Source organism: Novosphingobium oxfordense (genome assembly GCF_044029435.1).
In the GTDB taxonomy this organism is placed as follows: domain Bacteria; phylum Pseudomonadota; class Alphaproteobacteria; order Sphingomonadales; family Sphingomonadaceae; genus Novosphingobium.
Map to the genome: position 1 here is coordinate 3,759,565 of NZ_CP147005.1, position 20,588 is coordinate 3,780,152.

The window sequence follows — 20,588 nt, forward strand, 5'->3', positions numbered from 1 at the left end:
AGTGATTTGGGCGGGGTTAGAGCGTCGCCGGCCGACTACTTGCCCGACCACACCGGCTTGCGCTTCTCCGCAAAGGCGCGCGGGCCTTCCTGCGCATCCTCGCTGTTATAGGTAAGCTCATGCGCCGAGCGCGCTGCCTGCAGCGCGGCGGAGCGGCCCATCTCGGTGGACAGCATCACCGTCTCCCGCGCGGCCTTTACCGATAGCGGGGCGCCTTCCAGCACTTCCAGCGCCAGTTCGATCGCCGCGTCCAGCACCGCACCAGGCTCGGCAAGACGGTTGACGAGGCCGATCTCGTAGGCGCGCTGGGCGGTAATCGGCTTTCCGGTGAGCATGATCTCCATCATGATCCGCTGCGGGATCATGTGGATCAGCGGAGAGGCCCAAGGACTGCCGCGCCCGACTTTCACCTCGGTAATCGCGAACTTGGCGTTGGTGCTGGCGACGCAGAGATCGCAGGCTTGCGCGATCATCCAGCCGCCGGCGAAGGCGTGGCCGTTGACGGCGGCGATGGTGGGTTTGGTCAGTTCGATGGTGTCGTATGGCAGCGCGTAGAGATCGCGCGGCGGCACGGCCATGCCGGTTTCCACCATCTCCTTGAGATCGCCGCCGGCGCAAAAGGCCTTGTCGCCGCTGCCGGTGAGGATGGCGATGCGGGCGGAGGCATCGGCCTCGAACGTCGCCCAGGCCTCGCGCAGCCCCTCGCGCACTTCGCGGCTGAGGCAGTTGCGCTGTTCGGGGCGGTTGATGGTGATGACCGCGATGCCATCGTCATGGGCATCGTAGATGACGGCCCGACTTTCTTGCGAACTCGACACTAGAAGCCCCTTTTCCCGATCTCGTGGGCGGTGCGCGACAGGTCCTCGCGGAAGTCCGGATGGGCGATGGCGACCAGCCGCCGCGCGCGTTCGGCCAAGGTCTGGCCCTTGAGCTGCGCTGCGCCGTATTCGGTGACGATCACGTCCACTTCCGTCCGCGCCGTGGTGACCGGGCCGGAGAGGGCGGGAACGATCTTGCTCAAGGTGCCGCCCTTCGCGGTGGAGGCCAGCACGATCAGCGAGGCACCGCCCGGCACGCGCGATCCGGCGCGGACGAAATCGACCTGCCCGCCGGTGCCACCGAGATAGGTCGTGCCCGATTGCTCGGCATTGACTTGCCCGGTCAGGTCCACTTCCAGCGCGGAGTTGATCGTCACCAGCCGGGTAAGCTGGATGATCGGCTTCACCCCGTGGGTATAGCTGCTGGGCATCATCCTGATCGCGGGATTGTGCGCGGCCCAGTCATAGAGCCGCCGGGTGCCGATCAGCGCGCCATTGATCGAGACGCCGCGGTCGATCTCCTTGCGTGCATTGGTCAGCACGCCGGCTTCGGCCAGATCGACCAGACCGTCGCCCAGCATGCCGGAATGGACGCCCAGGTCCTTGCGGTCGTGCAGCAGGCGCAGGATCGCGTCCGGCACTGCGCCCACGCCGGTTTGCAGCACGGCGCCGTCGCCGATGAATTCGGCGCAGTGGCGGGCGATGGCCTCGTCCGTAGGCCCGATCTTGGCCGGGGCCACTTCCACCGGCACGCGGCTCACGTGGACGGCAACGTCGATCAGGTCTCCCGGGATCGTCTCGCCGGGAACGTAAGGCACTTGTTCGTTGACTTCGGCGATGACGATGCGCGCTTTGTCCACTGCCGCGCGCACGTAGTCGGAGATCAGGCCGCAGCTGTGATTGCCTTGCGCATCGGCCGGGCTGACCTGGATCATCGCCACGTCGCAGGGCATGATTCCCGCTTCGATCAGGCAGGCGATCTGGCTGACGTGGACGGGGATGACGTCCAGCGCATTCGCCTTGGTCATGCTGCGCAGTGCGCCGATCGCGCCCATGCTGGAAAGACGGAAAGATCGCGCGCTTTCGGGCGTGAACAGGCCGGAGAAGCTGGTGGCGATGAAGGCGTGGAGGCCGCCGATTGCCTCCCCCTGTTCGATCAGGGCCTCCACCAAAGTAGTCGGCTCGCCGCAGGCCTGGCCGAAGACCACACGGTCTCCCGGTTTCAGGAACCGGGAGAGGTCGAGTTCGGATGCGGTGAGCCGAAGCGTCATCTTACAGCTTTCCTGCCTGCCGCAGCAGGCGTTCGGCGCGGGCAAGGTACGGACGGTCGAGCATGCCGCCCTTCCAGCCGATCGCGCCGACGCCGGGGTTGGCGGCGAAGATGTCGACGATCTCCTGCGCTTCGGTGATTTCGGCCTCGGTGGGGGTGAAGGCTTCGTTGATCACCGGGATTTGCGCCGGGTGGATCGCCATCATCCCGCGATAGCCGTCACGGCGCACCTTCTCGGCACGGGCTTTGAGCGCTTCGAGGTCCTTGAAGTCGGCAGAGATCGTCTCGATCGCGGTCACGCCCGCTGTCGCCGCGCCCAGCACGGTGAGGCTGCGCGCCAGTTCGTAGGTGAAGGAATACGAGCCGTCCGCATTCTTGTTGGACGAAGCGCCGATCGAATCGGCCAAGTCTTCCGCGCCCCAGGTCAGCGCCACCACGCGCGGTGCGCCCTTGTAGTCGCCGGTGTGGAACATCGCTTCGGCGGTCTCGGTGATCAGCACGATCACCGGGGTCGATCCCTGGTCGATACCATTCGCCACTTCCAGCGCTTCGAGGTAGCGGTCCAGCGTCTCCACGTCCTGCCGGCCATAGACCTTGGGCAGCATGATCCCGCCGGGACGCGCGGGCATGATCGCCACAAGGTCGTCCAGCGTGTGCGGGCCGTCGAGCGGGTTGATCCGCACCCAAAGGCGGCCGCGTTGTTCGGGGTTCGCGGCAATGAAGTCATGCACCATCGGGCGCGCGGCGGCCTTCGAATCGGGCGCGACGGCGTCTTCCAGGTCGATCAGGACGATGTCGGCCTCGCCCTCCATCGCCTTGGTCATCTTCTTCTCGCTGTCGCCCGGCGCGAAAAGCCAGGAGCGGGCGGCGATAGGTTCGTGTTTCGGGGCTTCGTGAGTCGCGGGCATGTTCTCTCCAGTCGTCATCCCAGCGAAAGCCGGGATCGCGGGCAGCCAAGTCCCGCGTTTCCGATTACGATCCCAGCTTTCGCCGGGATGACGGGGTTTCTCAAGTGGAGCCGCCTCAATAACTCTTGGGCAGTTCCAAAACCCTCTCGGCGATGAAGTTCATGATCTGGTGCGGGCTGACCGGCGCGATGCGTGGGATCATCACTTCGCGCAGGTAACGCTCGACGTGGTATTCCTGCGCATAGCCCATGCCGCCCATCGACATCACGGCGGTCTGGCACGCCTCGAACCCGGCCTCGGCGGCAAGGTACTTGGCGGAGTTCGCCTCCACGCCGCAGTCCAGCCCCTTGTCGAACAGGGTGGCGGCCTTGAAGACCATCAGGCTGGCCGCCTCCACTTGCATCCACGCCTTGGCGAGCGGGTGCTGGATACCCTGGTTCTGGCCGATCGGCCGCCCGAACACCACGCGTTCCCGCGCATAGCGTGAGGCCCGCTGGATCGCGACGCGGCCCAACCCGGTCGCCTCCGCCCCCAGCAGCACGCGTTCGGGATTGAGGCCCTTGAGCAGGATGCGGAAGCCCTGGCCTTCCTCGCCGATCAGGTCCTCATCCGGGATGAACAGGTCGGTGATGAACATCATGTTGGAGCCGACGGCGTGGCGGCCCATCTTCGGGATGATCCGCGTCTCGATGTGCTCGCGGTCGAGCTTGGTGTAGAAAAGGCTGAGGCCGTCGGTCTTCTTCTTCACCTGTTCCAGCGGCGTGGTGCGGGCGATGATCAGCATCCGATCGGCGATGTGGGCCTGCGTGATCCACACTTTCTCGCCATTGACGCGGTAGCCGCCCGGCACCTTTTCGGCGCGGGTCTTGAGGCTGGTGGTGTCGAGCCCGGTGTTCGGCTCGGTCACGGCGAAGCACATCTTCTCCTCGCCCGAAAGGATCGGCGGGATCATCCGCTGCTGCTGTTCCTCGGTGCCGAACAGCATCACCGGCTCCAGCCCGAAGACGGGCAAGTGGATGGAGGATGCCGCCGTCATACCGCCGCCGCTTTCGGCCACGGCCTGCATCATCACGGCTGCCTCGGTAATGCCTAGCCCCGCGCCGCCTACGCTTTCGGGCATGGCCACGCCCAGCCAGCCGGCATCGGCCATCGACTTGTGGAACTCGTACGGGAATTCGCCGCTGCGATCCTTTTCCAGCCAGTACTCGTCAGAGAACTGCGAACAGTGCTTGAGAACGGCCTCGCGGATGTTCTGCTGGTCGTCGGTCAGGGCGAAATCCATGGCGTTCCTCTTCCTTCTTGCCTGCCGGACTAACAGCGGGGCCTGCACGAGACAACCATCATCGTGCCGATATGCGTCCATCAAACGCAAATACGAATGGTTTTCGCTCCGGCGGTGCGTTACGCATAGGCCAACGAGAAGGAGAGGGCCTTGACCGCGAGCAAGGATTCGAAAGGTGGCGGATCCCAGGATGGACCATTGGCCGGACTGCGCGTGGTGGACCTCACCAGCGTGGTCTTCGGCCCTTATGCCACGCAGATCATGGCGGACATGGGCGCCGAAGTGATCAAGGTGGAACCGCCGGAGGGCGATAATACCCGCTGGATCACCAAGGGCCCGGTGCCCGGCATGGGCGGCATCTACGTCAACGTGAATCGTGGCAAGCGCGGGATCGTGCTCGATCTGCGGCAGGAGCAGGATCGCGAGAGCCTGCGCGCGCTGATCGCCACGGCGGATGTCTTCATCCATTCGATGCGCGGCAGCGCGATCCGCAAGCTGGGCTTCGATTACGAGGCGGTGCGCGCCATCCGGCCGGACATCGTCTACACCAATTGCTACGGCTATTCGCGGCGCGGGCCGGAGGGCGACAAGCCCGCCTATGACGATACCATTCAGGCAGAATGCGGCATCCCGCATGTGCAGGGCCTGATGAACGGTGAGCCCGGCTATGTCGCCACGATCATGGCGGACAAGGTGGCCGGCCTCCACGCGCTCTACGCGACGATGATGGCGCTCTATCACCGCGAGCGCACGGGTGAGGGCCAGGAAGTGGAAGTCACCATGTTCGAGGCGATGACCTCGTTCATGCTGGTGGAGCATGCCAACGGCGCGATGTTCACGCCGCCGACGAGCCCCGCACATTATCACCGCGCGGTCGAGCCGAACCGGCGGCCTTACAAGACGCAGGACGGCTACGTCGCCGCGCTGGTCTACAACGACAAGCACTGGAACGCCTTCATCGAATCGGTGCAGCCGGAATGGGCGCGAGGTGAACTGGGTGACGAGTTCTCGACGCTGGAAAAGCGCGCGCGCCAGATCGGCCGGGTCTATGGCCTGCTGGGTGAGACGTTCCTGACCCGCACCACGCAGGAATGGCTCGATGCCCTGCGCGGCCTGCACATCCCCTGCGCGCCGCTGCGCTCCACCGACGAGCTTTTCGACAACGCGCACCTGAACGCCATCGGCTTCTTCGAGGAAGTAGAGACCGAGCAGGGCCCGGTACGTTTTCCCGGCGTGCCGACGTGGTTTTCGGCGACCCCCGGCAAGGTTCGCGGACCCGCGCCGACGCTCGGGCAGGACAACGAAAGTGTCCTTGCCGAACTCGAAAGTGGCGAAGCCAGCGTCGCCCCAGCGATAGCAGTCGATTCGAAGTAAACAGTACTGTTGATTTCACCTGACAGCGTCCCGAGGCTTGCGCTAACCACCTGTTCAAGCCGGGCGCTGCGATAGCGGTGGAGGGGCAGGTCCCCCCGAGAACCGCCGGCAACGATATTGGGATCGAGAAGGAAGGCACCACCATGTACGACGACCAACCCCAGGCCGAAGCGCCCGTCTCGGCGCGCAAGGGCACCCCGGTTTACAAGCGCATTCTCGACCTGTTCGAGGCTGAGGGCATCAAGACCCTGTTCGGCATTCCCGATCCCAACTTCGTCCACTTGTTCCTTGAGGCCGAATCGCGCGGCTGGACCGTCGTTTCGCCGCACCACGAAGCATCCGCCGGCCACATGGCCGCCGCTGCCGCGCGCATCACCGGCAAGCCCGCACTCTGCATCGGCACCCTCGGGCCGGGCATGGCGAACATGATGCCGGCCATCCAGTGCGCCAAGGTTGAGAACGATCCGGTGATCTTCATGGGCGGCCAGCGTGCCCGCATCACCGAGCGCCGCGTGCGCCGCGGCCGCATCCAGTTCGTGCGGCAGGAGCCGATGATCGAGGATTCGGTGAAGTTCTCCAGCTCGATCGAATATGCCGACCAGACGGACGAGATCGTGCGCGAAGCCATCCGCGTCGCCATGTCGGGCACGCCGGGACCGGCCTATATCGAGTATCCCGCCCACGTCATTCTGGAAGAGCTGGACCTGCCGCCGGTGCTGCCGCCGCACCGCTACCGCCTGACCAATCAGGGCGCCGACGGCGACCGTATTGCCGAAGCGGCCGAAATCATCCGCAACGCGAAGAACCCGGTGCTGCTGGTGGGCCACGGCGCCTACACCGCCAAGGCCGGCGCCTCGGTGAAGGAACTGGCCGAGCTGATGCAGTGCCCGGTCATCCAGACCTCGGGCGGAACCTCGTTCATCGAGGGGCTTGAGGACCGCACCTTCCCCTATGGCTTCTCGGAAGCGTCGATCGACGCCGTGGTCGAAAGCGATTGCTGCGTGGCACTCGCCACCGAACTGGGCGAGCCCAGCCACTATGGCCGCTGGCGCCACTGGGTGGACAACGAAGCCAACCGCAAGTGGATCTACGTCCAGCAGGACCCGACCGCGATCGGCGTCAACCGCCCGATCGACGTGCCGCTGGTGGGCGACGTGCGCGCCGTGGTGCCGCAGCTGGTCCGCGCCCTCAAGGACACGCCGCGCAAGGCTTCGCCCTCGCTGGCCGAATACATCGAGCGTGACGCCCAGCAGCTTGTCGAACTGGCCGAGGAAGCCGCCGGCAAGCCCGATGGCTCGACCGCGAAGATGCACACCAGCCAGTTCGTCACCGAAGCGACCAAGGCCTTCCCGAAGGACGGCATCCTGATCCGCGACGGCGGCGCCACGGTGATCTTCCAGTGGACCTATTCGCAGGCCAAGCCGCACGACGTGATCTGGAACCAGAACTACGGCCACATCGGCACCGGCCTGCCCTATGCGACGGGCGCCATGCTCGCCGACCAGGCCGAAACGGGCAAGCAGCGCCCGGGCATGCTGATCACGTCGGACTCCTCGTTCCTGTTCCATGTCGGCGAACTGGAAGTGGCGGTGCGCAAGAACCTGCCGCTGGTGGTGATCGTTGGCGTCGACTTCCAGTGGGGCCTCGAAGTGGGCGTCTACAAGCGCACTTTCGGCAAGGGCACCAAGGAAACCGGCGTGCACTGGTCCGACAAGGTCCGCTTCGACAAGATCGCCGAAGGCTTCGGCGCCGCAGGCGAATATGTCGAGAAGGCGGAAGACATCGGCCCGGCCATCAAGCGCGCCTATGAGCGTGGCGGCTGCACCGTGATCCACGTGCCGATCGACCCGGCCGCGAACTCGGAAGAAATGCCGAACTACTCCGAATTCCGCACCTGGTATGCCGAGGGCACCCAGTAAGCCGGACACCGGAAAACCAATGCAGACCTGAAGCGAAGCTGCTCCCTCTCGATCCGAGTGCGGGGCGGTTTTGCTTTAGGAACGGGAGAGAACGATGCGCAATTACACCCAGTTCTACATCGACGGTCAGTGGGTCGATCCCATCGCGCCGCGCACCGCACAAGTCGTCAATCCGGCCACCGAGGAAGTCTCCGGCACGATCTCGCTGGGCTCGGCTGCCGATGTCGACAAGGCCGTCGCCGCCGCCCGCCGCGCTTTCGCTACCTTCGGCGAGACGAGTGCGAAGGAACGCCTCGACCTGCTCGAAGCGATCCTGGCCGAATACCTGAAGCGCGAAACCGAACTGGGTGAGGCTGTCAGCGAGGAAATGGGCGCGCCGATGTCGCTCGCCTGCGGGTTCCACACGCTGCTGGGCAAGGGCCACCTGTCCACCGCGATCGAAGTGCTGAAGGACTTCAAGTTCGAGGAACAGCGCGGCGTCACCATGATCCGCAAGGAGCCGATCGGCGTTTGCGGGCTGATCACGCCGTGGAACTGGCCGATGAACCAGACCTGCGTGAAGATCTTCCCGGCGCTCGCCGCTGGCTGCACGATGATCCTCAAGCCGCCGCAACTGGCGCCGTACTCAGCCCAGATCCTGGCTGAAATCCTGCATGACGCGGGCGTTCCGGCAGGCGTGTTCAACATGGTGCAGGGCAAGGGCAGCGAGATCGGCACGGCGCTTTCCACGCATGAGGACGTGGACATGATCTCCTTCACCGGGTCGGAGCCGGTGGGCGTGCAAATCCAGAAGGACGCCGCCGATACCGTGAAGCGCGTTGGCCTCGAACTCGGCGGCAAGTCTGCGTGGATCGTGCTCGACGATGCCTCGCTCGCCGCTAACGTCGCCGCCGCTACCGGGGGTATGATGGGCAATTCCGGCCAGACCTGCTCGGCCGGTTCGCGCCTGCTGGTGCCGAACGCGCGCATGGACGATGCCATTGCTGCCGCCACTGAGGCTGCGAACGGGGTCACCGTCGGTGATCCCAAGGGCAACTTCGCGATGGGCCCGGTCGTCTCGAAGAGCCAGTACGAGATCATCCAGGGCTACATCGAAAAGGGCCTGGAGGAAGGCGCCAAGCTCATCGCCGGCGGGCCGGGCAAGCCGGAGGGCTTAGACAAGGGGTACTACGTCCGCCCCACCGTGTTCGTCGGTGCCAATGACATGGTGATCGCGCGCGAGGAAATCTTCGGCCCCGTGCTCGTCATCATAGGTTACGACGATGTCGACGACGCGGTGGCTATCGCCAACGATTCGAATTTCGGCCTTGGCGGATACGTTTCGGGCGAAGACCTCGACGCGGCCCGCGCGATCTCGCGCCGGATGCGCACCGGGGCGATCTGGGTCAACGGCGGGTTCGACTTCCACGCACCGTTCGGCGGCTACAAGCGCTCCGGCAACGGCCGCGAATGGGGCGAGCAGGGCTTTGCCGAATATCTGGAAGTGAAGTCGGTGGTCGGCTGGAACCCGGCCTGAGGCAAAAGTCGGCACCGGGGGCATGCTTGATCGACAAGTATGCGCCCGGCGGAGGCCGCTTTTGGGGGTCGCGGGAGACGTGCTTCTTAGAGCCTGGCGTGAACCCAAAAAGAAATAAGCGGGATCCCCGCCTACGCGGGGATGACGGAGAATTTAGAGAGGGGTGTCCGCACCCCCTCTCACCGTTTTGCGACGCCTCAGGCGTGCCCGTTCTCGGCCAGCGTGGCCGAGGCCATCAGGCGCCAGATATTGGCGGCATCGTTGCGATAGGATTCGTCCGATTCGTCCGGTCCGACATGGCGGACAATCTCCGCCCCCGCTTCCATCATGAATTCGTCGGGTTCATGCAGCGTTTCCAGAACCGCCCGCGCCGCCACGCGGAACTTGCGTTGCAGGGCGGCGTCCAGCGCCTCCCATTCGCGATTTTCCAGAGAGACCGCCAAAGCCCGCGCTGCCCGTTCGATAAAACCCATCGCACCCCGTCCATGCCCAGTGGAGAGAAATGCAAGCGAACACCATTGCGCGTGCGATTGCAACGCGAAGCGTGGCCCGGCAGGCCGGATTTCGCATTCGTAGTGGGGGAAATGGTGGGCGATGACGGGCTCGAACCGCCGACCCTCTCGGTGTAAACGAGAATAACCCATTCAAAACGCGCTTCTTTCGTAACTCTAAGAGAGAACGGAGCGTGATTCAATGGCGAACAAACTGGCATCCACTGACCATTTTCTGACCACTCCGCGCGACCTCGAACCTTGCCCGTTCTGCGCGAACACCAAGTTCCAGCGGAATACCAAGGCAAAGGGCTATCACGAAAAGCATCGCCTCCAGCGCGCGGGCAAGCCGTCCTCAAATCACCTGATCCGCTGCACCCGTTGCGGGGCGAAGGGGCCACTCAGCCACAGCGTCGAGGAAGCTGAGGCGACTTGGAACGAGCGTCCCGGCGAGTCTGCGGAACTGTTCCGCCTCCGCGCCGATTCCGAACGCCTTCAGAACATCGAAAGCCAGACGGACGGCGGCCGGTTCGACGAATGGTCAACGGAGACTTTCGCGGGCCAGCTTCGCATGCAATCGCGCGACAGCCTTGATCCCGAATACAGCCAGTTCATGGCGGCCACGGCGACCCACTTGGGAATTCTTAGTGGGCAGTATGATGCGCAGCGGGAGATTGCGGAGCGCGCGAAAGAGGAGGCGTCACGCCTGCGCGCCCACTGCGAGGCCATGGCAAAGGGCTTGGAAACAGCCGAGCGCCAGATCAGCGCGGCATTCAAGATCATCCACCCCGGCAAGGATGATTTGCGCGAGATGTCACTGGAAAGTGTTCGTGATCCTCTTGCAGCCTATCGCAAGGAGTACCCCGATGCCGATGTCGTCTGAAGATCTGATGAAGCTGGCGGCGGCTTGTGAGTTGTCCGATCCGGCACAGCCGAATCTCGACCTCCACGAGGCGATCCTGCTGGCCGTGGGATGGACCCATCGCGGCGCAGAACTGATCGATCCGCAGGGTCAGCGCTGCATGCAGACGCCGGACCCGCTGCATTCAGTCGATGGGGCTATGACGCTGATTCCCGATCGCTACCGCCTCGGGACTCTCATGGAGTTCGACGGCGAAGGACGGTGGGCTGCCAAGCTGTTCAACCGTGGAAAGCCCGGCGGCTTGCCTGCTGCTGGCGGATCATCGGCGCCGATCGCGCTTGTTGTCGCTTGTCTCCGCGCCCGCGCCACCCAAACGAATGGAGCCTGACATGAGCAATGAGAATCTGCGCGAATTGATCGACGCGTGGTCGTTCAACGTCATGCTGGAATGCAGCGGGCGCGAAGAGAGCAAAATGCTGGTGGCAATGGGCGGCGCGTTCCTCGACCTGCGCGACCTCGACAAAATCCTGACTTGGGCGATGGGGCAAGCCCGCCCCGCCGAACGTGCGAGCGACGATGAAGGACCCTGCACCGACTGCGACGATACCGGAATCACGATCCAGACCGAGCGCCGTTGCTCGTGCGATGCAGCCGAACCTGCGGGCGAGGAGCCGGTGGCGGACCGAAACCTTGAAATTCTGATTGCCGACCTCCGCCCTTACGCGGATCGCTCCATTGGGAGCCTTCGGATCGATATGTCCGATGTGAAATCCATTCTCGCTCTCTATGACCGCCCCGCCACCCCGACCAATCCCGAAAGGTTGGTGGAGGCGCTGGAGCGGATTGCAGAAGGACGAACGAGCCAACAACTCCCGCATGACGCACACATGTCGCAAGGTATAGCCCGCCGCGCTCTTGGAGGGCGGTCTGTGCTGGAGCATGATCCTATCGTTTGGGGCGAAGAGGCTGAACTGGCCAGCAACCGTGAATTTCCACGCGTTCGCAGAGAAATGGGCGGCGATTTTACTGTCCCTCTCTATCGTGCCGCACCCGCGCAGGATGGGGAGAAGGGGGAATGAGCGAAGACGTCAACCACGACGCACAAAATGCGCTCAACCGCATGGCCCGCGCAGATAGGCGGGGCACTGGCTGTTACCTCACTGCCGAAATGATCGCGGGCCTCCGTGTCACGCAATTTGGGCAGACATGGAGCGAACCCGATCCACGGAAGGGAACCCGCCGATGACCCAGATCGACACCGACAAGCTACATGCCGTGCGCGTGAAGTTCCCGGAAGTTCACGCCGCCATCCTCGCAATGGCAGAAGAGAACAAGCGCCTCAGGGAGGCGTTGGAGATGATCGCTTCGAGCGGGTCAAGCGCTGAAACATATAGGCGCATCGCCCGCCGCGCTCTCGGAAAGGAAAAGGCATGAGCGATCAATTGTCCCGGCGGCTAGCCGATGCATCATGGGCCGGAAGTGGAGCACGCTTGCGCACTTGAAGCCCTGCAAATCGCTCCGCAATCCGCTTCGAAACCTGATCGCGCGCAGCTGACGCCTTCAGGCGATCCTTGCCGACCCATGTGTGAATCCAGCTTCGTGGAAGCTGCCCCACCTCGAAGGAGATGAGGAGTTCGATCTCCTCTTGGGTCATCACGACGGGATATGGATCGTTCTCGGGCACGAGAACATGATAGGAACATTCATGCGATTCGGGAAGCGCTATTGCGGCACTGCCAGATCCTTGGAGATCAACCCCTGCGCCCATTCGTAGGCGCTTCTGGCATAGGCGTAATCCGCATCGCAGACACCTAGGTCTGCTTCGGTGACCGCCACGAGGGAGCCGGTGGCGGGCTCGACAGGAACGGCGGAACCGTTATCTTGGGCGGTACTGGAGGAAGTTGGGGCACTTCCTGTTTCGCTCCGCACCCGGTGAGCAGCGATATAGTCGCGCAGGCCAGCATTGTCGGCCAGCAGTGCGTCGTGCGATTCTTGGGCATCATGGGCGATCTCCTGTGATTTCTGCTCTGCCGCTGCGGTGGCGGCCTTGGCGGCAGCGACGTTGCGGTTCCATTCGGCACGATCGGAGGCGAGAGTGGTGCGCGCGGTGTCCCGCTCGGCAAGGGCATCACGCTTTCCGCTCCACTGCCACCAGGCGAGGGCAAGCGCGGCGACCAGGGCGAACTGCCAAGGGTAGCGCTTGGCTATGTCGAGCAGCCAAAGGCCGGCACCGGTGGCCTTGGCGAGCAGCCATGCGAAAGCGGCGGTCATGGCTTGTCCCCTTGGTCCTGCTGCGGCACGCTGGCTTGCAGCGCATCGGTTTGGCGATCGATCGTCCGCTGCTGCCAGCGTTCCTTAATGGCCCCGATGATAGCCATCAGCACGGCGGTCCATGCAGACGCCTCGCCGGCGCTGTTTCGCCAGATTGAAAGGCCTGCGAGGACCAGTACGCCAAGGGCGATCAGCCCAAGCAACCCGATATCGATGCGATGCTCGGTCACAGGATCCAGCCCTTCACCTTAGCAAGTTGGGCCTTGCGGTCATCAAGGCCATTGGTGCCGCCGTTCACCTTTTTAGTGATGGCCAAGACATCGTCAGCGTCGGCCAGGGCGTTCAGCTTGTTCTGCTTCCAGAACTCCAGCGCGCCGTGCAGGCCGATTGATGGGAACGAAAGAATCTCGGGATGGCGTTCGAAGTCGGTGCCAAGCAGGGCGCCATACTTGCGGTAGTTTGCCCGGCCCGTGATCTGGATCGGCCCACGCCCCTTGTAGCGGATGCCGTCCCCCGGCTGCGTGTTGCCCAGGTCGGCGCGGCCCTCGTATGCCTGACCGGAGGCAATTTCCTCCATGTACCGAAAGCCCATGCTTTCGTGAAGAACCTGACCCAGGAAGTGCGCCAGGCGCAGCGGGCTATCCATGATCCCATATTCAGGGAAATAGCGGTTCGCGCAGATGGCAAGTTCCTGCGCTCGATCGATGGTGGCGCCGCACTTCTGAAACAGTGCGGTGAAGGTCTTGAGGCCAGCGTCACCATCGGGATTGACACCAACCGACGTTTGGAGCTTGCGAACGTCCATATCAGCCTCCGAGATTCAAGCGCCAAGCCACCCAGACGAGCGTCCAGAGCAGGTACATGGCGAGGGCGAGTTGAAGGCGGCCGGTCACATGGATGACCGCCGTCTTGGATGCGAGCCACAGGGTCCAGCCAAGCCAGAGCAGGTACAGGACTGTGCCGCCGCGATAGTCGATCTGGGCGAACAGCAGTGCGCCGAAGATCATCACGGCACCAGCGCCGTGAACCCACAGGCCGAAGGCGAGCCAAAACGCGCGGTTGCTCCACCAGTGGCCGGGGACGGTGATGGCCTCCTTGCGCACGATCGGCCAGAGCCCGAAGCACATGATGAGCGAGGCGATAGCGAGGGCACCGAAAAGCCACGAGGTCGGGAGGCTCATCAAGAGCGCCCCCGCGTCGACACCCGGCGGAATGCCTCGATCGCGTCCTGTCGGCGCTCGACGGCCTCCGTGCGGCGCTCCAGCGCGCTCAGGCGCTTGGCGTGGTCTTCTAGCTGCGGATGATCGCCGCCGGTCATGATCCGCCACAGGAGGCGCAGCGGGCTCATTTCTCGCCGACTGCCTTCTCGGCCACCTCGGTATTGCGCTCCGCTACCCTCAGGGCCTTCATCACCAGATCCTGCTGTGCAAAGAAGCGGTTGAGCAGTCGCCAAATGACCGCCCATTGCAGGCCAATAATCCCGACCAGCGGGCCATTGTCCCCAAGCCATTTCCCGATGGCTGCCAATTCCATTATGCGCCCCTCGCATTACGCACCCCCAGGCGCTTGATGCTTCCGTGTGAAAAAGACCCGAGCGACCGCTGAAGGACGAGCCGGGGGAGGCCTAGCGCCATCTGCGCTATGACCATGCAGGTGTTCAGCCACCAGCTTGCTACCGTTGGTCCGCCGATCCACCAGGCGTAGATCACGCAGGCGGTCGTGGGCGGGATCAGCGCCGCGATCGCACGGTCCGACCAGTCTGCGGCACCACGGCGCCAGAACCAGCGGACCAGCAGCGCGTCACAGGTCAAGAAAAGGACGATGCTGTCGCCGCCGGTAGCCCACCAGTGCAGTTCCTGCGCCGCCCAGAACAGGCAGACCAGCGCTCCAGATATTCGGACGCTGCCGACCATAGCCAACTGCGCCGCATTCAGCAAAAAGCTGGCGGCGCAGAGGCACAGTAGGGCGATCAGCGTCCAGTGCATTACTTCGGAGGTCCGTTGCCCGTGCCGCCAGACAGAGGGGCGGCTGCGGCGCTGGCATCGATTTCCTCGATCGTCAGGATGGGCGCCCCATCGTGAATGCAAAAATTGCCCGTCGATCCCGGCTCGACGAACTGTTCGACGCCATCCGATCGGGTGATCTTCGCACGTTTGTTATTGGGCGTGGCTACAGTGATGCTGATGGTCATTGTCGTTATCCTGCCCGGAGGGCGCCGGGGCGCATTCGAAGATCAGACGGAAGCCGCGAGCTTGTGGGCTCCCCAAACCCAAAAGTTTCCATCATCGCTGCGGATTTTATCGGCGTCCAAGCTGGCGTTGGGCCGCAGTATTGCTACGCGTCCCAGAGGCGTCGCCGACTTCACTTTGACCGGAATCGACACCGTCGCCGTCATGCCAGCTTGTTCGGTTGTCAGGAGGGCACCGGCACTATCCACGAAAGAGATCGGGATCGTTGTCGTCGTCATGTTGCCGTTGCGCCGCACGCCCTTGACGGTTGCGTGATACGGGCTGTTCATCTGCGCATAGAGCATGTTCGACGGAAGCGTCTGGCCGAATGTTACGGTCAGGACGCCGGCGGAGAATGCCACCGTGGGGGTGACGGCCATCGGCGTTGTGACGACCCAGGCCGTACCGTTCCACGTCACCGAAAAAACGAAATCGATGAAGGTTGCGATACTTACGGTGGTGGCTGTGTAGCCGGTACACCGATTGTCCCATGCGACGACGTCAGCCGCTTGGAAAATCTGCGTAACCGCAGGGGTATGCGTCGCCGCGCCGCAACTTGGATGCGTGATAGTGACGTCCGCGCTCGACTTGATGCCCGTGACGTCACCAGTGAAAAAGGTGGGCACGGCCAGGCCGGCGGTGCCCGCAGTGGTCGGGATCGAAGACAAGTTCCCGAAGATGTACAGCGGCATGAAGAACGAAACCGTCGCCTTGTCGAAGGCGACAGAGGCTCCCGCGGTAATCCCGAGGCCCGCAAAAGTTTCATCCGGAGTGATCTGGAACGTGCCGACCCGGTTTGCGGTGTACCCGAAGGGAATAACCAGGTTCCGGCCAGACAGAGTCATGGCTCCGGAGAGGTTTCCTGGTTCGTGACCGGCGTCATTGAGCGAGGCAAACCCACCGCCCGCTGCGGGTTGGCGGGGAACGGCCGCGCTAAAAACAAGCTTCGGATAGCCAAGCGCAGACAAGTCGGTACTGCGTTCTGCGAGGTTCTGCTCGACGTTTGAGCCGTCGGCGGTGCCGACGAGAACTCCGCCAGTTGGCGCAGCAAGATCTGTGCGAAGTGCGGAATCTGCTCCTGTGCCATCGGTTCCGATGAAAAACGGATCATCTCCCGCACCGCGGACGATAAACTGCCCCGGTTCGGCGTCCGTTCCGGCCGCGATCGCGTAAGTCGCCAGCTTTTCCAGCGCGACGGCATCAGTATCGGTTGGCGTGACACCGCCGACGCCGGTGCGGCGGGCGATATCCGTCTGGCTTTCACCGCGCGCGCCTGCAACGTCGATGCGCACAGTAGGCGAGATGCTTGGCGAGGATGCCATTAGTACGTCACTCCAGGGGTGAGAATAATTTGACCGGAGACGGGGATTGCCGGGACGCCATCGGCGTAGGAAAGCCGGAGGTCATAGGCGAGCCGCACCACCTCCGATTGGCCGGCAACGGCATCCAACGATGAGCCATTGATTGTGACGTTAAACGATCCGCCGACCGCGTCGTAAACGTCGATAATACCTGCCGCGAGAACCGGGCCTTGCCCCGCGACAGCCCGGATACTCAACGCGAGAGTGCATCCGGTCAGGTCAATGGGATTCCTGTGCGTATCGCTGATCTGCCACCCCTCTTGGTAAGTGGCATTGCGGAATATCCGAAGGTCAAGGCGCTCAGTCCGCATCGGAAAAATCCTCCACGAAGCTGATGGAGACTTCCGAGAAGCGGCCAAACTCCATCATTGGAATTAAGCTTTGGCCCACCTCCGCACGGCATTGGACCACAGGCCACTCGAAATTGACCTCAGCGCCTGCCGGTATTGCGGTGCGCGTCGGTGGAGAAATCACGCAGGTTGCGCGCTGCTCCGCACGGGAGATGACGCGCTCGATAAGGTGGGCGCGGTTGCCACTGATGCTGAGCTTTTCACCGCCTCGAATGCGGGCGCCCTGCGTTACCTCGATTTCTATCGTGGTTGCGCGCAACGCGACAGGACTGACGACGTGCGCGACTATGTGCGGAGAGGCGAAGCGAACAAACGTCGGAAAAGCCTCATCATCGTAAGCTAAGCCCGACGGGTCTGTTTCAACGCCACCGACATATGGCCTGGGGGCAGTCGCCAGTGACAAGATCGGTACCAGTACCGCGCGCGACCCGCCCGCAAGATACGAAATCCACATGTCCCAGAGGCGCTCGGTCCCAGGGTCATCTATATTAATTCCGGCCCACTCGATGCGCCATTTCCCGCCACCGTCCATCTGGATGACGGTTTCTTCACCACTCAGCGAAGTGCCCCCGCTAATGACGCGGGGATCGATCCCAGCGCGGACATTGAGTGGATTGAAGAAATGGGCGGGCACAACATACATACCCCGATAGTGGGCATCATTGGTTGGCTGGATTACCGCCGTCATGTGATAGTGACCTCGACAGGTCCGGTGCGGGCGTTGGCTGTGTCGCTGGCATTGAAGGCAACTGTCCAGACATAATAGGTTCCGGCGCTAAGCGTCTCATCAAATGCTTCACTGACGCCGCGGCCCCCAGTGTAGTCTGGGCCGACTTGCGCCGCGCTGCCGAAGCTGGTCGTCGTTCCGATCCAAAGCTCTGAGTGCCCGAAGTTCGACGATGTGCTGTTCGACCAAGCCCCAGTCGTGCGGCCAATGCCTCCTACGGCGGTGAAGGCCGTATTTGGCTGGGGCGCAAGATCGGCCGTGCTAGTGCTGACGGTGGCCGACGGCGACCAGGGAGAAACACGGCCGTCACCGACGGAATAGGCCACCTCTACGTCCACCGCGATTTCCACCGGAACAACGCTGGTGACGAGCAGCGCAGCCGGGCCGGGGTCGATATCGGTGTACTGCTGTTCGTTCCAAGATGCATCGGTCGTGGAACGCCAGCGGGCATACCAGGTTATGTCGTCGCGGTCGTAACCTTCGACGATGATCCGCACACGGGCGCCGGTGCCGGAAGCGTCGAGTTCAGCGGCGGCGGAAGTGATGACCGGGGTGCCGAGGGATTGCGGCGCGACGCGGTTGCCGACCGGCGCGGGCTCGCCCTCCTCGGTGGCGGGATTCCATTCGTCTACGTTCGGGTCTGCCTTGACCCAGTCGAAGGTGACGCCCCCCGTTGAGAGGTTGCGTCGGAGGCGAATGATTTCGGCCGTGCCGGAGAAGAAGACCGATCCAGCCTCCTCGATGTGCAGCGGGATGAAGCGCCTGCCGCGGATCTTGCGGCCGAGTGCATTCGTGGTCACCGACCCACGATTGGCTGCCATGGTCTTTGCCATGAGCCGTTTGGCGAGCCGGCGCGCCTGAGCGTGGCTCGGGACCGAGTTCTCCAATGTGGTACTCTTGGTTTCGCCGGCTGCGCTGATCGCATCCAGGTCTTGCCACGCGGAGGCGTCGACGGTGGTATAGTCGTGATTGGCCGACAGATAAGAAACCGCTACCTCGTTGAACTGATCCTCGTCGACGACGCCATAGTCCCATGAATAGGACACGATCTCATCGGGCCCGATCAGGTCATCGGGATCGGGGTCAACATAGCGGCCAGACCAGGCGACAAGCGCGCCGTCTGCGCGCGGCGCAACAAATCCATCCCAGCAGGCCAGGAGATTGCCGATAGTCACCTTATGAGCATCGGTGTGCTTGTGGGCAAGGGCGACGCGATAGCGTGGCTCGGTGCCGCCACCCTCCCACTGCACGTACGTGCCTTCGGGGTAGTCATCGGTGAACCCGTTGACAAAAGTGACGGAGTTTCCGGAAATCGATTGGACGGTGTTCGTCTCCGAGGCTGCTATCGTTACCACTTTGCCGGCAGCCAGGCCGCGCACATTGTCGAGTGTGACCGTATGGTCGCCAGCATCGGCATCGGCCGTGGTTATCGATGAGCCATAGAAAAGCGTCATCGCGACATCGCAATCGTTGGCGGCAGCGGTCCACGAATCGATAGTTGGCAGGAAGTGTGTCTGCCAATCCTTATAGGCGCGGTTCATGTAATAGTGGGCGGTGCAGAGGGCGGCGTTGTCGCTGAACTTCCATGTGCTGGAATCGTCCGGATCTTGTGCTGGATCGCGCCAGTCGAAAACCCACTGGGCCTCGACAACTAGCGAGAGCACGTTGGAGTCCGGGCCTCCGGACGGGTAAACATCGTTGAAGTTCTTCGACTTCACCGGCTTCGAGATCATGCAGCCCGTGACCACGCCGTCGCCGCGGTGGTTCGTTGACCAGACGCCGGGAATGCGGGCGATCAGCTCGGAGAAGGCGGTCTCTGTCGCTAGACCAAGGCGGGTTCCGATGCGGATGGTGTCACCGTCGCCGAACTCGCCGTTCTTCTTCTGAACGAAGCCGCTGCCATCGATCGTCACTCGAATGTCGCGGAGGTATCGCCGGATTATCGCATTGACCTGCCCCTCGTGGAATGCCCAAGCATCACAGGCATAGCCGTCCTCGTTGGTATCGTAGAGGATGTATGCACCGTAGAGCCGGACCGTTCCGTAGGCGGACACTCGCGCGGGCAAGGCCATCTTGATGGCCCGCTCCTGCTGCTCGGGCTTCGGGCCCTTCGGCTTGAATAGGGTGGCGAGCGCAAGGGCGGCGGCGGCGGCGACAGGCTGGCCGCCAGGAATGAAGTTCGCTGCGACGGCGACTACTTGCAGCACCATACGGCCAAGGTCACGGTCGATAATGCTGAGCGGCGAGACGATCGCCCGAGCAACGGCGCCCATCAGACCCTCCACATCTTGATAGGCTCGCCGATGCCGAAGGCGGTCCCGTGGCGATGCACCGACGCCCAGCGCTTGCCGGTCCAGATGCCGCAGGTTTGGTCCTCGCCGTCGTCAGTGGAGACGGAGAGGATTGCCACGTCGCCGAGATCTGGCGCTTCAATCTCCGTCAGCCCGATTGCCTCGAGCCCGGCAGACCAGAGTGCCAGCAGCCCACCGCCTCGCCCGATGACAACCTTTGCCTCCCGCTCATTGTCGTACTGAATGCCCGTTGCCTTCATCGGTGAGGCGTAACCCAACATCACGAGATAGCGGTCCAACCATCGACTGCAGTCATGCAGGCGGTAGTCCCATGCGGGTTGAGCGGATCGAAGGAAGTCGCCAAGCATTAGCGGGGTCCAAAGGTGCGGGACGTGCCCTGGTTAATGCCGGACACATTGCTGAAGATGGCGTCGGTAGATGACCGGCGTCGCTGATCTTGATCCGTGAAGTACGCCATCGGCGCGCGGTTGCGGTTCGTATCCTCGGTCCCGATCGAAAGGGTGATCGTGCGCGTCCGGCCGTTGTCACTGTCTTGGCTTTCAACGGTGATTTTGTCGGCCCTGAAAACCGCCTCGTACTCGACCTCGACCAACTGCCATTCGGTGTCGAAACGCATCGTGACGAAATGGACGCGGGCGTTCGTGACGGTCGCCGCCTCTTCCAAGGCGAGCTGGATCATGCGTGTTGATGCACCGGAAAGCTGGATTTCGATGCGCTCAGCGGTGTAGTTTATGCCTTGGTCGAAATCCGGCGCATTCAGGAGTTCGCCCGCGCCGATGTACTTGGCCGGCTCCGTCTCGACGATGTCTGCGGGAATCTCCAGATCGCCATCACCGCTCCACATGCGGAAAGGGTCGTCTGTCTCGATGCGCAGGGCAAAGCTCTCGCGAAGCTGCATG

27 protein-coding genes are annotated in these 20,588 nt (G+C 63.2%); 7 read left to right on the forward strand and 20 right to left on the reverse strand.

Going from position 1 to position 20,588, the window contains the following annotated elements; genetic code table 11:
• Positions 1–35 precede the first annotated feature (35 nt).
• The 4 genes from WBP07_RS17795 to WBP07_RS17810 form a co-directional block, all read right to left on the reverse strand.
• Positions 36–818 carry an enoyl-CoA hydratase/isomerase family protein gene (locus tag WBP07_RS17795; RefSeq protein WP_395393005.1) on the reverse strand — a complete coding sequence of 261 codons (783 nt, stop codon included), beginning with the start codon at positions 816–818 and terminating at the stop codon, positions 36–38.
• The gene (locus WBP07_RS17800) at positions 818–2,089 is read right to left on the reverse strand and encodes an acetyl-CoA hydrolase/transferase family protein (RefSeq protein WP_395393007.1); all 1,272 of its coding nucleotides are present in this window, start codon (positions 2,087–2,089) and stop codon (positions 818–820) included. The genes WBP07_RS17795 and WBP07_RS17800 overlap by 1 nt, the downstream gene beginning before the upstream one ends.
• 1 nt (position 2,090) lies before the next feature.
• Entirely contained in the window at positions 2,091–2,996 is a 906-nt protein-coding gene (locus WBP07_RS17805; RefSeq protein WP_395393009.1) for an HpcH/HpaI aldolase/citrate lyase family protein, read from the reverse strand.
• A gap of 115 nt (positions 2,997–3,111) precedes the next feature.
• The gene (locus WBP07_RS17810; protein ID WP_134093802.1) at positions 3,112–4,278 is read right to left on the reverse strand and encodes an acyl-CoA dehydrogenase family protein; all 1,167 of its coding nucleotides are present in this window, start codon (positions 4,276–4,278) and stop codon (positions 3,112–3,114) included.
• A gap of 150 nt (positions 4,279–4,428) precedes the next feature.
• On the opposite strand from WBP07_RS17810, the gene WBP07_RS17815 reads away from it, so the two are divergent.
• The 3 genes from WBP07_RS17815 (at position 4,429) to WBP07_RS17825 (ending at position 9,087) form a co-directional block, all read left to right on the forward strand.
• Complete coding sequence (locus tag WBP07_RS17815) at positions 4,429–5,652, forward strand: CaiB/BaiF CoA transferase family protein (protein WP_395393011.1); 1,224 nt, start codon at positions 4,429–4,431, stop codon at positions 5,650–5,652.
• Between the two features lie 143 nt (positions 5,653–5,795).
• A complete protein-coding gene (locus WBP07_RS17820) occupies positions 5,796–7,571 on the forward strand; it encodes a thiamine pyrophosphate-binding protein (protein WP_395393013.1) in 1,776 nt (591 codons plus the stop codon).
• A gap of 94 nt (positions 7,572–7,665) precedes the next feature.
• A complete protein-coding gene (locus WBP07_RS17825) occupies positions 7,666–9,087 on the forward strand; it encodes an aldehyde dehydrogenase family protein (protein WP_395393016.1) in 1,422 nt (473 codons plus the stop codon).
• A 197-nt stretch (positions 9,088–9,284) separates the two neighbouring features.
• Here the strand turns inward: WBP07_RS17825 and WBP07_RS17830 are convergent, their stop codons facing one another.
• Entirely contained in the window at positions 9,285–9,560 is a 276-nt protein-coding gene (locus WBP07_RS17830; RefSeq protein ID WP_395393017.1) for a hypothetical protein, read from the reverse strand.
• A 220-nt stretch (positions 9,561–9,780) separates the two neighbouring features.
• On the opposite strand from WBP07_RS17830, the gene WBP07_RS17835 reads away from it, so the two are divergent.
• The 4 genes from WBP07_RS17835 (at position 9,781) to WBP07_RS17850 (ending at position 11,874) form a co-directional block, all read left to right on the forward strand.
• Positions 9,781–10,461 carry a hypothetical protein gene (locus WBP07_RS17835; RefSeq protein WP_395393018.1) on the forward strand — a complete coding sequence of 227 codons (681 nt, stop codon included), beginning with the start codon at positions 9,781–9,783 and terminating at the stop codon, positions 10,459–10,461.
• Positions 10,445–10,828 (forward strand): hypothetical protein, encoded by a 384-nt coding sequence (locus WBP07_RS17840; RefSeq protein WP_395393019.1) that lies wholly within the window; start codon positions 10,445–10,447, stop codon positions 10,826–10,828. The genes WBP07_RS17835 and WBP07_RS17840 overlap by 17 nt, the downstream gene beginning before the upstream one ends.
• On the forward strand, positions 10,818–11,519 hold the full coding sequence (locus tag WBP07_RS17845; protein ID WP_395393021.1) for a hypothetical protein: 702 nt from the start codon (positions 10,818–10,820) through the stop codon (positions 11,517–11,519). The genes WBP07_RS17840 and WBP07_RS17845 overlap by 11 nt, the downstream gene beginning before the upstream one ends.
• A gap of 163 nt (positions 11,520–11,682) precedes the next feature.
• The gene (locus WBP07_RS17850) at positions 11,683–11,874 is read left to right on the forward strand and encodes a hypothetical protein (protein ID WP_395393022.1); all 192 of its coding nucleotides are present in this window, start codon (positions 11,683–11,685) and stop codon (positions 11,872–11,874) included.
• 4 nt (positions 11,875–11,878) lie between these two features.
• Here the strand turns inward: WBP07_RS17850 and WBP07_RS17855 are convergent, their stop codons facing one another.
• From WBP07_RS17855 to WBP07_RS17925, 15 genes are read right to left on the reverse strand one after another with little or no spacing between them, the layout of a single operon-like run.
• Positions 11,879–12,124 carry a hypothetical protein gene (locus WBP07_RS17855; protein ID WP_395393023.1) on the reverse strand — a complete coding sequence of 82 codons (246 nt, stop codon included), beginning with the start codon at positions 12,122–12,124 and terminating at the stop codon, positions 11,879–11,881.
• A gap of 38 nt (positions 12,125–12,162) precedes the next feature.
• On the reverse strand, positions 12,163–12,711 hold the full coding sequence (locus WBP07_RS17860) for a hypothetical protein (RefSeq protein ID WP_395393025.1): 549 nt from the start codon (positions 12,709–12,711) through the stop codon (positions 12,163–12,165).
• Positions 12,708–12,941 carry a hypothetical protein gene (locus WBP07_RS17865; RefSeq protein WP_395393027.1) on the reverse strand — a complete coding sequence of 78 codons (234 nt, stop codon included), beginning with the start codon at positions 12,939–12,941 and terminating at the stop codon, positions 12,708–12,710. Before WBP07_RS17865 ends, WBP07_RS17860 begins: the two co-directional genes overlap by 4 nt.
• The gene (locus WBP07_RS17870) at positions 12,938–13,516 is read right to left on the reverse strand and encodes a glycoside hydrolase family 19 protein (protein WP_395393029.1); all 579 of its coding nucleotides are present in this window, start codon (positions 13,514–13,516) and stop codon (positions 12,938–12,940) included. Before WBP07_RS17870 ends, WBP07_RS17865 begins: the two co-directional genes overlap by 4 nt.
• A 1-nt stretch (position 13,517) precedes the next feature.
• Positions 13,518–13,892, reverse strand: coding sequence for a hypothetical protein (locus WBP07_RS17875; RefSeq protein ID WP_395393030.1), 375 nt, complete (start codon positions 13,890–13,892; stop codon positions 13,518–13,520).
• Complete coding sequence (locus WBP07_RS17880; protein WP_395393031.1) at positions 13,892–14,059, reverse strand: hypothetical protein; 168 nt, start codon at positions 14,057–14,059, stop codon at positions 13,892–13,894. The genes WBP07_RS17875 and WBP07_RS17880 overlap by 1 nt, the downstream gene beginning before the upstream one ends.
• Positions 14,056–14,244, reverse strand: a complete 189-nt coding sequence (locus tag WBP07_RS17885) for a hypothetical protein (protein ID WP_395393033.1) — start codon at positions 14,242–14,244, stop codon at positions 14,056–14,058. The genes WBP07_RS17880 and WBP07_RS17885 overlap by 4 nt, the downstream gene beginning before the upstream one ends.
• Positions 14,244–14,696 (reverse strand): hypothetical protein, encoded by a 453-nt coding sequence (locus WBP07_RS17890; protein ID WP_395393034.1) that lies wholly within the window; start codon positions 14,694–14,696, stop codon positions 14,244–14,246. The genes WBP07_RS17885 and WBP07_RS17890 overlap by 1 nt, the downstream gene beginning before the upstream one ends.
• Positions 14,696–14,902, reverse strand: a complete 207-nt coding sequence (locus WBP07_RS17895; protein ID WP_395393036.1) for a hypothetical protein — start codon at positions 14,900–14,902, stop codon at positions 14,696–14,698. Before WBP07_RS17895 ends, WBP07_RS17890 begins: the two co-directional genes overlap by 1 nt.
• Positions 14,903–14,944: 42 nt before the next feature.
• The gene (locus WBP07_RS17900) at positions 14,945–16,231 is read right to left on the reverse strand and encodes a hypothetical protein (RefSeq protein WP_395393037.1); all 1,287 of its coding nucleotides are present in this window, start codon (positions 16,229–16,231) and stop codon (positions 14,945–14,947) included.
• A gap of 29 nt (positions 16,232–16,260) precedes the next feature.
• Positions 16,261–16,611 (reverse strand): hypothetical protein, encoded by a 351-nt coding sequence (locus tag WBP07_RS17905; protein ID WP_395393038.1) that lies wholly within the window; start codon positions 16,609–16,611, stop codon positions 16,261–16,263.
• On the reverse strand, positions 16,601–17,338 hold the full coding sequence (locus WBP07_RS17910) for a hypothetical protein (protein ID WP_395393039.1): 738 nt from the start codon (positions 17,336–17,338) through the stop codon (positions 16,601–16,603). The genes WBP07_RS17905 and WBP07_RS17910 overlap by 11 nt, the downstream gene beginning before the upstream one ends.
• Complete coding sequence (locus WBP07_RS17915; protein WP_395393040.1) at positions 17,335–19,650, reverse strand: hypothetical protein; 2,316 nt, start codon at positions 19,648–19,650, stop codon at positions 17,335–17,337. Before WBP07_RS17915 ends, WBP07_RS17910 begins: the two co-directional genes overlap by 4 nt.
• The gene (locus WBP07_RS17920; protein WP_395393042.1) at positions 19,650–20,036 is read right to left on the reverse strand and encodes a DUF6950 family protein; all 387 of its coding nucleotides are present in this window, start codon (positions 20,034–20,036) and stop codon (positions 19,650–19,652) included. The genes WBP07_RS17915 and WBP07_RS17920 overlap by 1 nt, the downstream gene beginning before the upstream one ends.
• A complete protein-coding gene (locus tag WBP07_RS17925) occupies positions 20,036–20,587 on the reverse strand; it encodes a hypothetical protein (protein ID WP_395393044.1) in 552 nt (183 codons plus the stop codon). The genes WBP07_RS17920 and WBP07_RS17925 overlap by 1 nt, the downstream gene beginning before the upstream one ends.
• Position 20,588 lies beyond the last annotated feature (1 nt).

Coding starts and splice junctions, on each gene's coding strand:
- WBP07_RS17860 (WP_395393025.1), bottom strand. CDS start 12,711: ATGACCGCCGCTTTCGCATGGCTGCTCGCCAAGGCCACCGGTGCCGGC.
- WBP07_RS17835 (WP_395393018.1), top strand. CDS start 9,781: ATGGCGAACAAACTGGCATCCACTGACCATTTTCTGACCACTCCGCGC.
- WBP07_RS17885 (WP_395393033.1), bottom strand. CDS start 14,244: ATGGAATTGGCAGCCATCGGGAAATGGCTTGGGGACAATGGCCCGCTG.
- WBP07_RS17880 (WP_395393031.1), bottom strand. CDS start 14,059: ATGAGCCCGCTGCGCCTCCTGTGGCGGATCATGACCGGCGGCGATCAT.
- WBP07_RS17915 (WP_395393040.1), bottom strand. CDS start 19,650: ATGGGCGCCGTTGCTCGGGCGATCGTCTCGCCGCTCAGCATTATCGAC.
- WBP07_RS17830 (WP_395393017.1), bottom strand. CDS start 9,560: ATGGGTTTTATCGAACGGGCAGCGCGGGCTTTGGCGGTCTCTCTGGAA.
- WBP07_RS17800 (WP_395393007.1), bottom strand. CDS start 2,089: ATGACGCTTCGGCTCACCGCATCCGAACTCGACCTCTCCCGGTTCCTG.
- WBP07_RS17810 (WP_134093802.1), bottom strand. CDS start 4,278: ATGGATTTCGCCCTGACCGACGACCAGCAGAACATCCGCGAGGCCGTT.
- WBP07_RS17925 (WP_395393044.1), bottom strand. CDS start 20,587: ATGCAGCTTCGCGAGAGCTTTGCCCTGCGCATCGAGACAGACGACCCT.
- WBP07_RS17905 (WP_395393038.1), bottom strand. CDS start 16,611: ATGCGGACTGAGCGCCTTGACCTTCGGATATTCCGCAATGCCACTTAC.
- WBP07_RS17870 (WP_395393029.1), bottom strand. CDS start 13,516: ATGGACGTTCGCAAGCTCCAAACGTCGGTTGGTGTCAATCCCGATGGT.
- WBP07_RS17850 (WP_395393022.1), top strand. CDS start 11,683: ATGACCCAGATCGACACCGACAAGCTACATGCCGTGCGCGTGAAGTTC.
- WBP07_RS17910 (WP_395393039.1), bottom strand. CDS start 17,338: ATGACGGCGGTAATCCAGCCAACCAATGATGCCCACTATCGGGGTATG.
- WBP07_RS17825 (WP_395393016.1), top strand. CDS start 7,666: ATGCGCAATTACACCCAGTTCTACATCGACGGTCAGTGGGTCGATCCC.
- WBP07_RS17920 (WP_395393042.1), bottom strand. CDS start 20,036: ATGCTTGGCGACTTCCTTCGATCCGCTCAACCCGCATGGGACTACCGC.
- WBP07_RS17890 (WP_395393034.1), bottom strand. CDS start 14,696: ATGCACTGGACGCTGATCGCCCTACTGTGCCTCTGCGCCGCCAGCTTT.
- WBP07_RS17805 (WP_395393009.1), bottom strand. CDS start 2,996: ATGCCCGCGACTCACGAAGCCCCGAAACACGAACCTATCGCCGCCCGC.
- WBP07_RS17820 (WP_395393013.1), top strand. CDS start 5,796: ATGTACGACGACCAACCCCAGGCCGAAGCGCCCGTCTCGGCGCGCAAG.
- WBP07_RS17840 (WP_395393019.1), top strand. CDS start 10,445: ATGCCGATGTCGTCTGAAGATCTGATGAAGCTGGCGGCGGCTTGTGAG.
- WBP07_RS17845 (WP_395393021.1), top strand. CDS start 10,818: ATGGAGCCTGACATGAGCAATGAGAATCTGCGCGAATTGATCGACGCG.
- WBP07_RS17895 (WP_395393036.1), bottom strand. CDS start 14,902: ATGACCATCAGCATCACTGTAGCCACGCCCAATAACAAACGTGCGAAG.
- WBP07_RS17875 (WP_395393030.1), bottom strand. CDS start 13,892: ATGAGCCTCCCGACCTCGTGGCTTTTCGGTGCCCTCGCTATCGCCTCG.